The sequence below is a fragment of the Bdellovibrio sp. HCB117 genome (assembly GCF_047305915.1).
GTDB lineage: Bacteria > Bdellovibrionota > Bdellovibrionia > Bdellovibrionales > Bdellovibrionaceae > Bdellovibrio > Bdellovibrio bacteriovorus_B.
This window is the reverse complement of sequence record NZ_CP178622.1, coordinates 2,573,384-2,588,271: the sequence shown is the minus strand read 5'-3', so window position 1 is coordinate 2,588,271 and position 14,888 is coordinate 2,573,384. Positions and strand designations below refer to the sequence as shown.

13 protein-coding genes and 1 tRNA gene are annotated in these 14,888 nt (G+C 46.1%); 7 read left to right on the top strand and 7 right to left on the bottom strand.

Annotated elements, in window-relative coordinates; translation table 11 throughout:
* Positions 1–25: 25 nt before the first annotated feature.
* The 6 genes from ACLWBD_RS12295 to ACLWBD_RS12270 all read right to left on the bottom strand — a co-directional run bounded on the left by ACLWBD_RS12295 (position 26) and on the right by ACLWBD_RS12270 (position 4,533).
* Positions 26–562 (bottom strand): dihydrofolate reductase family protein, encoded by a 537-nt coding sequence (locus tag ACLWBD_RS12295; RefSeq protein ID WP_063204679.1) that lies wholly within the window; start codon positions 560–562, stop codon positions 26–28.
* Between the two features lie 481 nt (positions 563–1,043).
* Positions 1,044–1,119 (bottom strand) — tRNA-Gln (locus ACLWBD_RS12290).
* 240 nt (positions 1,120–1,359) lie between these two features.
* The gene (spoVG, locus tag ACLWBD_RS12285; protein ID WP_041872822.1) at positions 1,360–1,683 is read right to left on the bottom strand and encodes a septation regulator SpoVG; all 324 of its coding nucleotides are present in this window, start codon (positions 1,681–1,683) and stop codon (positions 1,360–1,362) included.
* A 294-nt stretch (positions 1,684–1,977) separates the two neighbouring features.
* Positions 1,978–3,411, bottom strand: a complete 1,434-nt coding sequence (locus ACLWBD_RS12280) for a trypsin-like peptidase domain-containing protein (protein WP_413568366.1) — start codon at positions 3,409–3,411, stop codon at positions 1,978–1,980.
* A 12-nt stretch (positions 3,412–3,423) separates the two neighbouring features.
* A complete protein-coding gene (locus tag ACLWBD_RS12275) occupies positions 3,424–3,672 on the bottom strand; it encodes a DUF1844 domain-containing protein (RefSeq protein ID WP_063204676.1) in 249 nt (82 codons plus the stop codon).
* A 48-nt stretch (positions 3,673–3,720) separates the two neighbouring features.
* Positions 3,721–4,533 (bottom strand): M56 family metallopeptidase, encoded by an 813-nt coding sequence (locus tag ACLWBD_RS12270; protein WP_063204675.1) that lies wholly within the window; start codon positions 4,531–4,533, stop codon positions 3,721–3,723.
* A gap of 126 nt (positions 4,534–4,659) precedes the next feature.
* Here ACLWBD_RS12270 and ACLWBD_RS12265 point away from each other — a divergent pair, with 126 nt between their 5' ends.
* The 7 genes from ACLWBD_RS12265 to ACLWBD_RS12235 are packed head-to-tail and all read left to right on the top strand — an operon-like array spanning position 4,660 to position 12,167.
* Positions 4,660–5,652 carry an AAA family ATPase gene (locus tag ACLWBD_RS12265; protein ID WP_081112094.1) on the top strand — a complete coding sequence of 331 codons (993 nt, stop codon included), beginning with the start codon at positions 4,660–4,662 and terminating at the stop codon, positions 5,650–5,652.
* A complete protein-coding gene (locus ACLWBD_RS12260; protein WP_063204674.1) occupies positions 5,652–6,521 on the top strand; it encodes a DUF58 domain-containing protein in 870 nt (289 codons plus the stop codon). Before ACLWBD_RS12265 ends, ACLWBD_RS12260 begins: the two co-directional genes overlap by 1 nt.
* The gene (locus tag ACLWBD_RS12255) at positions 6,521–7,411 is read left to right on the top strand and encodes a hypothetical protein (protein ID WP_413568365.1); all 891 of its coding nucleotides are present in this window, start codon (positions 6,521–6,523) and stop codon (positions 7,409–7,411) included. Before ACLWBD_RS12260 ends, ACLWBD_RS12255 begins: the two co-directional genes overlap by 1 nt.
* On the top strand, positions 7,408–8,418 hold the full coding sequence (locus ACLWBD_RS12250) for a vWA domain-containing protein (protein WP_413568364.1): 1,011 nt from the start codon (positions 7,408–7,410) through the stop codon (positions 8,416–8,418). Before ACLWBD_RS12255 ends, ACLWBD_RS12250 begins: the two co-directional genes overlap by 4 nt.
* Complete coding sequence (locus tag ACLWBD_RS12245) at positions 8,418–9,482, top strand: vWA domain-containing protein (protein ID WP_063204671.1); 1,065 nt, start codon at positions 8,418–8,420, stop codon at positions 9,480–9,482. The genes ACLWBD_RS12250 and ACLWBD_RS12245 overlap by 1 nt, the downstream gene beginning before the upstream one ends.
* Positions 9,479–10,219: a tetratricopeptide repeat protein gene (locus ACLWBD_RS12240; RefSeq protein WP_253696323.1), complete on the top strand. Its 741-nt coding sequence runs from the start codon at positions 9,479–9,481 to the stop codon at positions 10,217–10,219. Before ACLWBD_RS12245 ends, ACLWBD_RS12240 begins: the two co-directional genes overlap by 4 nt.
* Positions 10,203–12,167 (top strand): BatD family protein, encoded by a 1,965-nt coding sequence (locus tag ACLWBD_RS12235; RefSeq protein ID WP_413568363.1) that lies wholly within the window; start codon positions 10,203–10,205, stop codon positions 12,165–12,167. Before ACLWBD_RS12240 ends, ACLWBD_RS12235 begins: the two co-directional genes overlap by 17 nt.
* A gap of 21 nt (positions 12,168–12,188) precedes the next feature.
* On the opposite strand, the gene ACLWBD_RS12230 is transcribed toward ACLWBD_RS12235, so the two are convergent.
* A complete protein-coding gene (locus ACLWBD_RS12230) occupies positions 12,189–14,861 on the bottom strand; it encodes a tail fiber domain-containing protein (protein WP_413568362.1) in 2,673 nt (890 codons plus the stop codon).
* Positions 14,862–14,888 lie beyond the last annotated feature (27 nt).

Here is a 14,888-nt window from a genome sequence, read left to right as displayed (position 1 = left end):
CATTGGGGGCGTCCTCGCTTTGAAGTCATCGGTTCACTTCGTATTTGGATTGAATAAGGCCCGATGGAAAAACCTGCGTTTTGATGTGCGTGAGAGAGATGTCTTCAATCAGCGAGCCGAACAGCGGACGTCCTCCGCCTATGAGAACCGGAACAGAAGTGATCACGAGATCAGAAATCAATTTCTCTCGAAGGAAGGACTGAATGGTTTGACCGCCATCCACGTAAGCCCTCCTCCATCCTTTTTTCTCTAAATGCAACAGTACCTCTCGCGGAGAAAGTGCTGAAATTTGAACCTTATCTTTGAGATGTTCGGGCACGTCCTCTTCGGTAAGCGTTTTCGAGAGAACGACCACGGGAAGATTGTAGTACCAACTTTCGAATGTGAGAGCTTTTTCGTAGGTTCCGCGGCCCATGACAATTCCGTCAACGTCCTTAATGAAGTCGTTGTAACCGTGATCCTCGTTCGGATCGTCCCGAGTGAGGAGCCATTCGATATCGCCGTTCATCCGGGCGATGAAACCGTCAAGACTCGTAGCGATGAAGACGTGTCCAGTAATCATAGAGACTCCTTTAAAATATACAGTGTATAATTAATTTATTTAATGTCAAGCATGCCATAAGTGAGTGGGTCCGCAGACGCTATGAGACCCAGTGATTTCTGATGAGAGAAATATAATAGGTGGATGCCCCCTACGGACGACGCTTGATCTTTCTGGGTTATTGAATTCACTTTTGATTGCTTGAAAAATAAAAAACCGGGGACTCGGTCTTCCCAGGTTGGGCTCCTGCCCAACCTTCCAGAGCCGGGGCCGTTCGCTCAGCCGGCCATCGTGGCCGTCTGCCCCATATCGAATGCTCCTAAGGTCGCATCCGACATGGGTCGCTCTCTCTTTTCTCGTCCTGCTACCCTGAACCCGGGGTCCAATTTTTCATCTATCTTCAAAATGCGAGTTCCACAGGCGAAAGATAAACGACTGCGAAGCCAGAATTAAAATTCAAGAGCCGAGGACTGTCTGAGTATTTTGAAGATAGATGAAAAATTGGATGGGGTAGCAGGACTCGAACCTGCGAATGACAGAATCAAAATCTGTTGTCTTACCAACTTGACGATACCCCAATTAGAAGACTTACGAATCGCTAAATTACGGATTTTGCCCTGCAAAAGCAAGAAAAGATTCAATGCGTCAACAGATCGTTAAGAAGGGGACGCAAACCAAAAGTCCCCTGGCACCTTTTGGATAAAAAAAGCCCGTCGGGATCGACGGGCTTTAAAGGTTCCATGGGTTTTATTTGAAGCCGCCTCCCTTGTCTTCTCCACACCAGAAAACAAGTTGGCGATGAGCAGGGAACTTCAACCTTAGTAATCGTCGCCGTAGTCGCTGTTAGGCGCCTTTTGGCGTTTCAGATTTACTAGGGTTTCTCCCATGGATTTTAATTCTTTTTCATAAGCTTCAAAGATCAGGTCTTCGATCATTGTTCGCGTTTCCTGATTTAAAGGATGTGCGATATCGCGGAACTGACCGTCTTTGCGTTTTTTACTGGGCATCGCCACGAAAAGGCCGCTGGTTCCCTGAATCACTTTCAGGTCGCGGACGACGAAACAATTGTCGAGAGTGATGGACACGTAGGCCTTAAGGCGGTCCTCATTGACTGGAAATACTTTGACCTCGGTGACTTTCATGTAGTGTCCCTTTCGCGGTGTCGTTCTTGTTGCAAACTTTGGAGCCATACTATGGTCCGTTATTCTTCTCGGAAGACCCGAAAAAAACTAAAGACCTAGGTCGAGGATTTTTTTAATTCATATTCAAAGCCCCGGCCGCCTTGTCCCGGAGTGAGACAAAGTGCCCATTTGTATAGCATGTAAACAAAGAAATCCCATATTACGTATGCGTATTGACGCGCTAAAAATAAAAAAAGCCCACTTCAAAAAGTGGGCTTTTAACGCGCCGGATTCCAAAAAAGAAGCAGGCACCTTTTAGTTGGCGGTGATGTTGATGATTTGGATGCGGGTGTTGCGGGCGATTCTGAGAGTGTTGTCGCCTTTTTTGAGGTGTTTGAGGACGTCTTTCGTGTTGTCCACAGGCTTTTTGTTCACATCTAGAACTACGTCGCCGACGCGCAGGCCTCCGCGGGATGCGGCGCTGGAGCGTTCAGTTTCAATCACGACCGGTTGTTTCATGTCTGAAGGAAGACCCCATTCGGTTCTTAGTTCTGGAGTTGGATCCATCACCGAGAAGCCTAAATTGAATGGAGCTTTTTGACCCTCGTAAGACTTTGCCTGAGCTTTGACGATGCGTTTGTCTTCTGCGCGCTCAGCCACGTTCACTGACAATGAAACTTCTTTGTTGTTGCGGATGACTTTGGCTTTCGCCGGTTTTCCGATCGGGGAGTCAGCCACGGCATCCATCAAGTCTAAAGAGTTGCGGATGGTTTTTCCGTTAAACTCTGTGACGATGTCGTAAGTTTTCATTCCTGATTTGAAAGCAGGTCCTTTCGGATCCATGTTTGTGATAACTGCACCGCGAACATCGCCAAGCCCCAAGTACTCAGCAGCGTCAGGATCCAAATCTCCCAAGGCCGCGCCGATGTAACCTCTTGCAATCCTCCCTTTGGATTCAAGAATTGGCAGGATGGCTTTCACTTCATCAATGGGAATCGCAAAGCCGATACCTTGCGCCCGCGCATCGATCGCAGAGTTCACGCCGATCACTTGTCCTTTTGTATTTACAAGCGGACCGCCGGAGTTCCCGGGATTGATGCTCGCGTCTGTTTGGATCAAAGGAATTTTATTGATTTCTGTGATGTCGCGACCTTTTGAAGAAACGATACCTTTAGTCATCGAGTGACCGTGACCAAACGGGTTCCCGAAAGCCGCCACCCATTCTCCGACTTCGACATCCTTAGAAGAGCCAAGAACAGCGTAAGGAAGTTTTTCACCAGCCTTCGGAGTGATTTTGATAAGCGCGATATCTGTTCTTTCATCGCTTCCAATCAAAGTCGCTTCGTACACGTCTTTTGATTTTTCGCTCAGTTGAACGTTAATAACGTCAGCACCCGCGATCACGTGATTGTTTGTGATGATCAAACCATCTTCACGGATAATAAAGCCTGTGCCCAAGCCCATTTGTTGCGGACGTTGTTGCTGTTGAGGTTGTTGCATGCGGAAGCCATAAAGCTGTTCCAACATATCTAACATCGGATCACGACGACCTGGCATATTTTTAGGAAGAGCGGTGGTAGAGATATTTACAACCGCAGGATTTACGGCTTTTGCCAACTCAACAAAAAGATTTCCCGGAAGAGGATCGCTGAGTTTTAATTTCGGTGCGTCTTTTGGTAAAACTGTTTGTGCTTCGGTCACCGGTGCAACCATGGACACCGCAAGAAGCAACACTAAGAACTTCTTCATACAAAGTCTCCTTTAGATGGACACGTACTTCATTTGCAAATCACTTATTAAGTTTTCCAAAAATTTGGTTTCATCGCCAGTCAGATTTCCTTTGGTCTTTTCTTGAAGCACCAGAAGAAGGTCGATATTAAAGCGAGCCATATTCTTGTCTTTGGATGTTTCGCCAGTTTGCGGATTGGGAGCTAGACCCATGGCCATAACGGCGGAAGAGGCAATGGACATGATAAGTACAGAAAAAGAGGCTTCTAATTTTTCACCCATAATTAAACCACCTTATAAAAGCTTGAGTTGTGAAATCCCTCTGTCAAGTTAGATGGGGTAGTAACCCATCAATTTTTGCAAACGCACTTCAATGGCAGGGTGGGATTTCAAAAATAAATTCTTTTGTTTAAAACCTTCTGGATTCACCATGAAAAGGTGACTTGTGCATGGCGGAATCTCTAACGGATTGGTCTGAGCCAACCCTTCCATGCGCCACAAAACTTCGCCCAGTCTTCCGCGATTTTCCAGAAGTTCTGAGGCCATCAAATCATTCTCAAAAAAAGATTTTTCGCCGACAACAAACTTAATAATGAGCCATCCTACCGGAGACAACAAAGGCATAAAGAACTGCAAGTTGTACGGAAGAAGATTGTCTAAGAATTGCCCCAAGCCCACGATGGAATTGGCGAGTGTACTGCTGACGCCAAATGCAAAAGTATCGAGGCGACGGATGTGACAAATTTGATGGGCGACCACGGCTTCTAATTCTTTTTCATCGAGCTTTTGTAAAAGTCCGGCAGTGAAGCCCAATGATCCGCGCTTCCAAGAATGCCCCACGCAGAAAGCATTCGCCGACGTGTGCGGTGTGATGTAGATCGCGGGAGCTGGCATTCCAAGTTCAGCAGAGATTTTTTCTACTTTAGAAATCAAACCCCAAGAGTCTTGGCCTTTAAGGCGTTTTGCATTGAGCTTCGCAAGAACGCGGCTTTCTCCGTAAAAGAAAACGAAGAAGTTTAATAGCAGCGACAGCAGGAAACCGATTAACAACCCCAGGCGTTCGCCCAACTGATAACCGACGACAAGAAGTGCTAAGCAGCTTGTAAGAATGAAGATCCAGACTTTTGTATTGTTGTTAATCATAATAATTTTGTCCCACTTTCTGCCGTCCTTGGCAAGGGTAGAGGAAGCACTGTCCTAGAAAGTCCAAGCTTGCGAACTTAATAGGAAAATTGTGAAATAGAGAGGTTATCTTCCGAGGAGGAATAGGTGAGCGAAGTTGACATCATGGCTCTGAATGCTGCCATCAAACAAGAAAGCCAATTTATTGAAAAAATGATGACGGAAATTAACAAAGTCGTCGTCGGTCAAAAAGAAATGGTGGAAGGCATCATGATGGGTTTGCTGACGGGTGGACACATCTTGCTAGAAGGTGTCCCTGGTTTGGCGAAAACTTTAACCATCGCCACAGTGTCGCAATCAATTTCTCTGGATTTCCAAAGAATCCAATTCACTCCGGATCTTTTACCTACGGATTTGATTGGGACGATGATCTTCAATCCAAAATCAGGGGAGTTCGCACCAAGAAAAGGTCCGATCTTCACGAACATCGTTTTGGCCGATGAGATCAATCGTGCGCCTGCAAAAGTTCAATCCGCACTTCTAGAGGCCATGGCGGAAAAACAAGTCACCATTGGTGAAGAGTCTTATAAACTTTCGAATCCATTCTTAGTTCTGGCGACTCAAAACCCGCTCGAACAAGAAGGAACGTATCCGTTACCGGAAGCGCAAATGGACCGTTTCATGTTCAAGATCAACGTCGTTTACCCAGGTAAAGGTGAAGAGCTTGAGATCTTAAACCGCATGGGTTCAAATGAAAAACCTGTCGTGAATCCGGTGATCTCGAAAGAAGATTTGCTGCGTGCTTCGGCGCGTGCGGATCAAATTTATGTGGATGCAAAAATCAAAAACTACATTGTAGAAATCATCATGGCTTCACGTAAGCCGGGTGAGTACGGTCTTAGCCGTATCGCAAACTTAATCAATGTCGGTGGTTCACCGCGCGCGACGATCAGTTTGTATCGTGCCGCAAAAGCTCACGCGTTTATTCGTGGTCGCGGTTACGTGACGGCAGAAGACGTGAAGGCGATTGCTTATCACGTGATGAGACACCGTTTGATCCTGACTTACGAAGCCGAAGCCGAAAACATCAAGTCAGACGACATCATCAAAGAAATCCTCAGCCAGGTTGAGGTTCCATAGTGAGTTTACCTCCAGAGGTCTTAAAAAAGGTTAAGCTCTTAGAGATCAACACAAGGAAGCTTGTGAACAATCTTTTTGCGGGCGAATATCACACGGCTTTCAAAGGCCAAGGGATGACCTTTGCAGACTTCCGCGAGTATGTGCCTGGAGATGACGTTCGTAGTATCTCGTGGCCCTTAACTGCGCGCACGGGAAAACCTTATATCAAAACTTTTGAAGAAGAGCGTGAGTTGACCCTGATCTTAGCGGTCGACGTCAGTGGTTCCAGTGATTTCGGAACGGGTCCTTATTTTAAGGGCGAAGTGATGACTCATATGGCAGCTCTTTTGGCTTTCTCGGCCGTGAAGAATAACGACCAAATTGGCTTGTTGCTATTCAGTGACCAGGTCGAACATTTTGTGCCCCCGAAAAAAGGGCGTGGTCACGTTCATCGTTTGCTTCGTGATTTGTTTTATTATCAACCCAAAAGTCATCGCACGAAACTTTCTCAAGGCTTTAGCTACTTGCAAGGCGTTTTGAAAAAACGCGCAACGATTTTTGTGTTCAGCGATTTTATGGATCAAGGATTTGATCAAAGTTTACGACTTCTTGGCAGAAAGCATGACGTCGTCGCCTGTGTGGTGAACGATGCAGCTGAATACTCGCTTCCCAAAATGGGAGTCATTGAGGTTCAGGATGCTGAAACGGGTGAAGTCATCACCGTCGACACTTCATCAGAAGCGTTTCGCACTCAGTATGAAGAAGCTGTTCAAAAAAACAAGGAACAGCGTGATCGCCTGCTACGTTTGTCGCAGGTGGAACGTGTCGATGTAAGATCCAGCGAAGACTACGTCAATCCGCTGGTGGCGTTTTTTAAGAAGAGAAAATAATGGCAGCTATTCAGTGCAAGACAGAAATACCTTCGGTCGAAGGATTGAACGACAACCAATTAACGGTGGGTCGCGAATTTCTTTTAGTCTGTGACGGAGATTTCCCGAAAGACCTTGCCCAAGAAAAATTGCATTTCAGTTTAAAGCCTGAAGAGAAATATCAAATTCATCTTTTGGGATTTGAGTTTAGAACCACCACTCAAGCGGATGTGAAAGTCACCGCTTACAAGGCCGGGAATTTTCAGTATCAAGATTTACAACTTTCCGATGGCACGACGACTCTTAGTTTGGGTCCGATTCAATATCAGGTAGAGTCTGTTTTAGAAAAACCAGAACCTGGTCAGCCACAGGTGAAACAAGAGCCCTTTGGTCCTATTGGCCCTGCGTCTTTACCGGTACCGATGTTGTACTGGGCTCTTTTGGCAGGTGTTATCGGATTAGTCATCCTTATGCTTGCCGGAAAAGTCTATCGTGTGGTTCAACGTCGTAATATGCTGGCGAAGTTGAAAGAGCATGACTCGGCGATGTCGCCGCTCGCGCAATTTCATCAAAACTTGCGTCGTCTTCAAAGAACGAACACCGTTTTCTTTGGTGGCAAGGCTGATCCGAACCATATTCCTGAGGCCATCACTTTAACCTATGACATGTTAAAACTCTTCCTTACTCGTCGCTATCAAATGCCAGCGATGGAGTGGAGTGACAGACTTATTTTAAAAGATCTTAAGAAGTATCATCGTGCCGTTTATGTCGAATACGGCCCTGATCTAAAGAATCTTTTTAAAGAGTACAACCGCGCTATTCAAGATAAAGAAAAATTGAATGAACAAGATGTTTTAAACATCACAACTCACTGCCGCTTATTGGTTGAGAAGATGGAGAGATTGCCATGACTTTTCATTCCTTAGCGGCTTTCTGGTTGATCCTTCCTTTGGTTTTAATTTTGGCGTGGGTTCTTTGGAAAAAAAGAACAAAGACGCCGACGTTGCAATTTGGATCTGTTGAACTTTTGAAATCAGTCAGTCCCAGCTTGCGTTCGCGACTTATGCATCTTCCCATGTTGCTTAAGGGTGTGGCGCTAATTTTTGCCATCATCGCATTGGCTCGTCCGCAAACAACGAATACAAAGATCCGTAAGAATGTCGAAGGTATCGATATCGTCATCTGTCTGGACGTTTCTGACAGTATGTTAATCGAAGATATGAAGCCTTTGAATCGTCTTGAAGCGGCAAAAGAAACGATTAAAAAGTTTATCGAAGCTCGAACTTCCGACCGTATCGGTCTGGTGGTTTTTGCGGGTGAGTCGTTCACTTTAGTTCCCCCGACATTGGATTATCAATTAATCCTTCAGCGCGTGGGTGAAATCACCAGTGCCTCCAGCGCCAAAATCAAAGACGGAACCGCATTAGGTGTTTCAATGGCAAACGCGGCGGGGCGCTTAAAAGATTCTCAAGCAAAAAGCCGTGTTATGATCTTTATGACAGACGGTGAAAACAACTCAGGCACCATTGATCCTGAAACGGGCTTAGAGATCGCTAAAGGTTACGGCATTAAGGTTTACTCTATCGGTATCGGAAAAGACGGACCGACAAGAATCCCAGTTTACACTCGAGACATCTTCGGCCAAAAGATCAAAACTTATCAGCCGTTTGAAAGTGCCGTGAACGATGATCTTTTAGGTCGCATGGCTTCTGAGACCGGTGGTAAGTACTATCGTGCGACGAACGAAGGCGCGTTGCAAAAGGTCTTTAACGATATCGACAATCTAGAAAAAACGAAAATCGACGTGAATAAGTTCACAAGTTACACGGAAGAATTTCCGCCTTATCTGGTGATGGCTTTGATTACGTATCTTGTAGCAATTCTATTAGGACGATCTTGGTTAAGGAGGGTGCCATAATGTTTCGCTTTGAAAACATCGCCGCCTTTAACTATCTTTGGTTGATTCCCGTTATTGTCGTGATTGGTTTCTTCTTTGACCGTCGCTCGCGCCAGGTTTTGCAAAGTGCGATTGGTAAAAGACTTTATCCATTCCTTTCAAGCTCCGTATCGTCAAAGAAAAGAGCTATTAAAAACATTCTGCAGCTTTTAGTCGTCTTTTTCTTCGTCCTGGCTTTGGCTCGTCCACAAATGGGTGAGAGTCAGCAAGAGGTGAAAAGTGAAGGTGTGGAAATCATCTTTGCCGTAGACGTCTCTGAAAGTATGACGGCGGAAGATGTAAAACCTTCGCGCTTGGCTCAAGCGAAATCAGAACTCAGTCGTTTGATCGATCTGATGCCGGGAAATAAAGTGGGCGTGGTGGCGTTTGCCGGTTCCGCGGCGTTGCTATCTCCGCTTACGAATGATCCGGGCGCTATCAAAATGTATTTAGAATCATTAGAACCTTCATCCGTATCTACTCAAGGTACGAACTTCACTGAAGCTCTTCGTATTTCTAAAGAGGCTTTTGAGCGTGGTGGCGTTTCAACGGACAACACGGTGAAAGTGACTCGCGTTGTTTTGATTGCCTCTGACGGTGAAGACCATGAGCAGGGCGCTTTGGATGAAGCTAAGAAAATGGCTGATGAAGGGGTTCGTATTTTTTCTCTCGCTTATGGAACTGAAAAAGGCGGAGCCATCCCTGTTCGTGACGGTATGGGTTTTTTAAAAGGTTATAAGAAAGATCGCCAAGGACAGACCATCATCACCACGGTGAAGGGCGATGCTTTAAGAGCTTTAGCTGAAGCGGGTAAAGGAAGTTTCTATTTTGCCACTTTCGGCGGCGATCAAACGAAGCTCTTAGTCGAAGACATTGGAAAATTGGAACGCACGCAATTTGATACGACGATGGCCGTGCAATACGAAGAGCGTTTTCAAATGATCTTATTCATAGGTATTTTGTTAGCTCTTTTAGAAATCTTCTTAGGCGAACGTCGTCATTCTTTCCGTTTCTGGAAAGGACGCTATGAGGTGCCACCACAATGAGGAAGCTTTTAGTTCTTGCCCCTTTATTGTTTGTGGGATGTGGACCGGGAAGACCACATCTAAAAACATTGGAATTAAACCGCGAAGGAAATAAGCAGGTTCAAGCGCAAGCATACGGACCGGCGATGGATAAATATCTTGAGGCTTTGCGCTTTGATCCTTTCGTCGGCCAACTGCATTTAAATTTAGGGTTGAGCTTTGAGGGTCTGCAACAAGCTGAAAAAGCTCTGCAATCCTATCAGGAAGCCGAAAACTTGGCTTTAAAAGAAGAAAAGTTAGAGCTTGTTTTTATGGCGCGCTTTAACCGTGCTCAACTTTTAGGAAAAGCGAAGAAAGTGGATGAAGCTTTGGCCGTATATCAAAAAGCCTTAGAAATCATTCCGACGTCTAACGAAGTAAAAACCAATATCGAACTTCTGACTCAGTCCCAACAAGGACAGGGTGGAGAAAATAAACAAGATCAACAAAATCAGCAAGGCGATCAAAACCAGCAGCAGCAGCAAAATCAAGACGGCAAAGATCAAAAGGATAAAGATCCCAAAGATCAAGAGCCCAAGGATGATAAGAAGCAAGTGCAACAGTCGCCGAAATACAAGCCTCGTCCTTTCCAAGGAAAGGAACTTTCAGAAGCTGATGTTAAAAAGATTCTGGGCGAGTTGAAACAGCAGGAAGAAAAAATCCGTGCTGAGTACAATCGCAAAGAAGTGAAGGAGCAGCCTCGTGACAAAGACTGGTAATTTCCTGTTCTTTCTAAGTGTCCTTATTTTTGGATTCTTCGCACACGCCGCGCCGACAGTGCAGGCCACAGTGGATCGCAATGAAATCGGTCTTACTGACACTTTCACAGTGACCGTCTCTGTTGTATCGACAGAAGATCATGACATTGCAGAACCGCGCATTCCGGACTTAGATGGCTTTGATCTATTAAATAGTTCTCAGTCCACGGCGGTGGCGCAGAAACTTGTCGGAACTCCGCAAGGAATGCAATTTCAAACACAAAGACGTAAAGAGTTTCATTACACGATGGGCCCGAAGCGTACAGGGCAATTAAGTGTGGATGCCTTTGAAGTCGTGGTCGATGGAAAAGTTCATCGCACAAAACCTATTCTTGTCACTGTGAGTGGGCAAGGTTCGGCGGGAAGACCGCAGAAGCGTCCGACACAACCTGGTTTCGATGATCCGTTTGAAGCTATGGATCAGGCCGATGAAGAAATCTTCAATCAGCTTTTAAGACAACGCCAAAGACTTTTGCAGCAACAGATGGGTCAAGTTCCTGATGATATGAATTGGCCATCCGCAAACACCGGACTTCCGGAAGCGGCTTTTAGAAGTCTACCAACGAATCCCAACGAAGCCTTTTTTATTTCTGTTGAAGTGGACAAGACCGAAGTTTATGAGGGCGAACAAGTCACCGTGAACTGGTATATTTATACCCGCGGACAGATGGAAACTTTGGACCGTTTGAAATTCCCAAGCTTAAAAGGCTTCTGGAAAGAGATTATTGAAGAAGTTCCCTCTATTCAATTCACAGAAGAAGTTGTGAACGGAGTGGCTTGGAAGAAAGCTTTGCTGGCATCTCATGCTTTGTTTCCGATCAAACCAGGTCGCGCGGTGATTGATGAATATAAAATCAAATCTCGCGTAAGAACCTTAGCGCAGTTCGGTGGTTTTTACGGGAAGCCTTACGAATACACAAAAAGTTCGGCTCGTGTCGACATCAAAGTAAAACCTCTTCCGACGGAGGGACGTCCGCAAGATTTTACAGGCGCTGTCGGCCAGTTTGAAGTTCACTCAAGCGTTGAAAATCAAACAGCTCCAGTGAATCAACCTGTAAGTCTGAAAGTGCGCTTTGAAGGCGCAGGGAATGCGAAAGTCATCGATCTTCCCGCGATTGCATGGCCGACGGGTCTTGAGCAATACGACACTAAATCAGAATCGAAGTTCTTTAAAAACGGTCGCAGCTATAAAGAATTTGAAGTTTTAGTCATTCCTCGTCAAGAAGGCGACATGGTGATTCCTGCTTTGAGTGTCAGTATGTTTGATCCTCAATCGGGTAAATACTATACGCGCACGACTCAGCCGATCACTTTAAAAGTCGTGAATAATCCCAATGCGCCCGTCGGTTCCTCATCTCGTTTAGCAGATGGAAAGACACCGACGAAACCGGCAGTTGTTGAAAATAAACTGCCAGATCCGGTGATGAATTGGGAACCTTCGACCGAGGCCAGCGTTCTTTATCGTCCTTGGTTGTGGGCGATTGTCTATGGCGCAATGGGCTTGGGTTTGTTAGTGAAAGCGCAAAGAGATTTCGGGTGGGGACGCCGTCGGCGTACATTGAAAGAGCTTGTTCACAAACGCTATAAGCAAGTCGACAGTGCCCTTGGGAAAAACGACTACCGCAAGGTGGGTGTAGAGATGACGAATATCTTCTACATGGTTTTGGGTGAGGTTGCTGGTGAAGGTGGAGCTTCCCAAGAAATTGAAAGACTTCTAGGCTTGATGCCGCCAAGTTTGCGTCGCGATCACGGTGATGAGATCGCTAAGAACTTTGAGATCTTTCAAACCATGAGCTTTGCGCCGGAAGAAATGCTGGGATCATTAAAAGATCCTTCGACCATGAAATCCAATGTCGAGAAAGCAAAAAAAGTTATAAGCTCCGTGATCTCGGCCGTAGAAGTAAAATAAGAATCTAAAAAAGGGGTTTGCTTAATCAGCAAGCCCCAATTTCTTTTTAATCATCTCTAAATCTTGATTCTGTTTTTCAAGCCGCATCTTCAGCAAAGTATTTTCTTCTTTCAAAGAAGCGACTTCACGTTTTAGTGCAGACACCTGCTCTTGAGACATTTCGCATTTGCCATTGAGTTCCTGAACAGCATTGACGGTCGCCCAGTGAATAGGATCGACGTTCAACTCTAAATACCCATCCGGACGAACCTTGACGGCGTCTGGAATTACTTTTTGCACTTCTTGAGCGATAAAGCCTGTCATCTTATGCTTCGAAGAAAGCTTTAAAGGGTTGTCTTTCTTGTAGGTAAAACGCACGGTACGAAGTTTTAAAATTTCATTCAAACCGTATTCGTAATCTCCTTGAATATCTTTAAGTCGAATGTCTGACGTATTCGTCCAAGCTGTTCCCGTACTTAATCCCGCCGTTCCTTCCACTTGAAGATTGTGTGTCGGTGTTGCGGTTCCAATACCGATCCTGCCTGCAAAATACGACGGTGCAGTGGCATCATTCGACCAGATGGACCATTTCGCGGTGGCGCTGACAGAACCTAAATACAATCCGTAACCAGTGGCAATAGTTCCACCATTTGGATTGTAGACATCGGCGTAATATCCATAGGCCTTGTCAATCGTTCCCGTGCCGTCATTCCAAATTTGACTGTAAGTACCGTAAGCATTTGTGGTAGTGCCCGCTCCTGCATTAAAGACCTGATTGAAATTACCGTGAGCGTTTGTGATGGTTCCTAAACCATTATTAGAGGCCACCGTATAAGTTCCATACTGCGTAGGCAAAGTGTTGCCGGCATCATGAGTCGTCTTTGATAAAACTCCGTATTGGGACGCCGCCGTTCCCGAGTTGACCGAGGTTGCAAAAAGTCCGTGTTGGTTCGTCACCGTTGAGCCACTCGAATTGACTGCGGTGCCTTGATAAGCCGTTTGAACGGTGACGGTCCCTGAAGATGTATTTGTCACAGAAGAGCTTGTTCCATACTGGTTTCCAAGAGTTGTGCTTGCGCTTGCCGAAGCCGTCACCTGAAACCCGGCCTGACTGGTTGCTGTACCTTCTTTCAAGAGGCTTCCGACAATGCCGCCGACTTGGTTGCTGACGGTGCCGGACCCATTCTTTGTATTGATGACCATAAGGCCACGTGTCCCCTGCAAATTGAATGCGCCCGTGTTGGAGTTAATATCAAAGACAGCGGCGTTATATTGGCCCGTGCCATTCGCAGTTTGTGTAGGTTGACTAAGGACTAACAGACTCGCTTGTCGGCCCGTCGGCAAATCGATGGCATCATTCACTAAAACCTGCGTCGGCGTGAGTGCTGCGGCCGTTGACGAGGCTGTGGCGAGTAATGAGTTCTGAACAGTTAATGGAGCTGGCGGTGTTGAAGTTTGCACTCCTACTTGCCCCGTGCCCAGGATGCTCAATCGGGGAGAATTATTTGTTAGTAGACTAAGATTGAAAGCATCCTTTAAACCAATGGAAGAATTTGCAGAAAATGTATTTCCACCATTAATCAAGACACCATCAGCACCCGTTGTCGGTAAGTCCGAAGAAGCGATCGCGCGAAAACTAGGAGCGCCGCCTGCGGTGGGGGCTGCAAAAAATGTTTTCGCTGTTTGCGAAGCATAGGTGATTTTAGAATCGGGAATTGCAATGTCGGCGCAAATGTATTTATCTGTCGCCGATTCCCAATTCAAAGTTTGCGCTGTCGTGCAGGTCGTTGGAAAGAACGTCGTATTGCCGGCGGCGGTCGATCGCACATCTGAGATTGTCACAAACCCCGGAGTCCAACCCGTGCCATCAAATTTTAAAAGATTGTTTGTTACTGTAGGTGTTGTCGAAGCCACGGCCACGCCACGAAGTTTGGCAACATCAGGGCTTGGATAAGTCCCACCAAGATCACCACCTGCGGCGCCCGTAGGATTTCGTGAGTCCGTAAAGCGCGAATCATTCCCCGCGGCGACCGTGTTCGCCGTCGTGCCGACAATCAAGGTCAATGCGGGAGTCGAAGTTCCGTTAGTGATACTTAAATAAGAGTTAGTCGAAGTCACATTGGTAACGGTTCCGCCGTTAGAACCCGTCACACCTTCGCACGTCAAGGCAGATCCGGACCACGACAGAAATGTTCCTGCTCCGCAGATAGGAAGCCCTGTTTTAATAACAAAGTCTGAGGCTGATTTGCCTTCTAATTTTGCTGCTGAGAAAGCAAAAGGGACAGAGTGTATTTCTAAAGCAGGCGTGATCGACTTCCAGGTAGATCCGTCAAAAAATTGAACACGCAGTTTGCGCGTCTCGATCGCCGTCGGCGTGATCGGAGCGGTGCCATCACAATTTATAGAAACACCACTTTGAAATGCCTCACTCAGTTGAAAAGCGGTGGTGGGATAGATTTTTGTGCCACTGCCAATGGAGATATCAAAAACACCTTTGGTCGCAGAAAGGTTTACACCGTTCACCTGTTCACGGTACATGATGCAAGTCTCTGCCGCATTCGTGATCTCAAAACTAAAGCTGACATTATTATATAAAAGAGGAGTGCCATCCTCTTTCAGAATGCGCCCTTGATAATTCAAAGTATTAGGCGCAGCCCATAGCAGAGCCGGTATGAGAGCCCATATCAAAACGTTCAGAGGGAATAAAAATCTCATGCAAACGTTTCGGAATATTATTAAGAA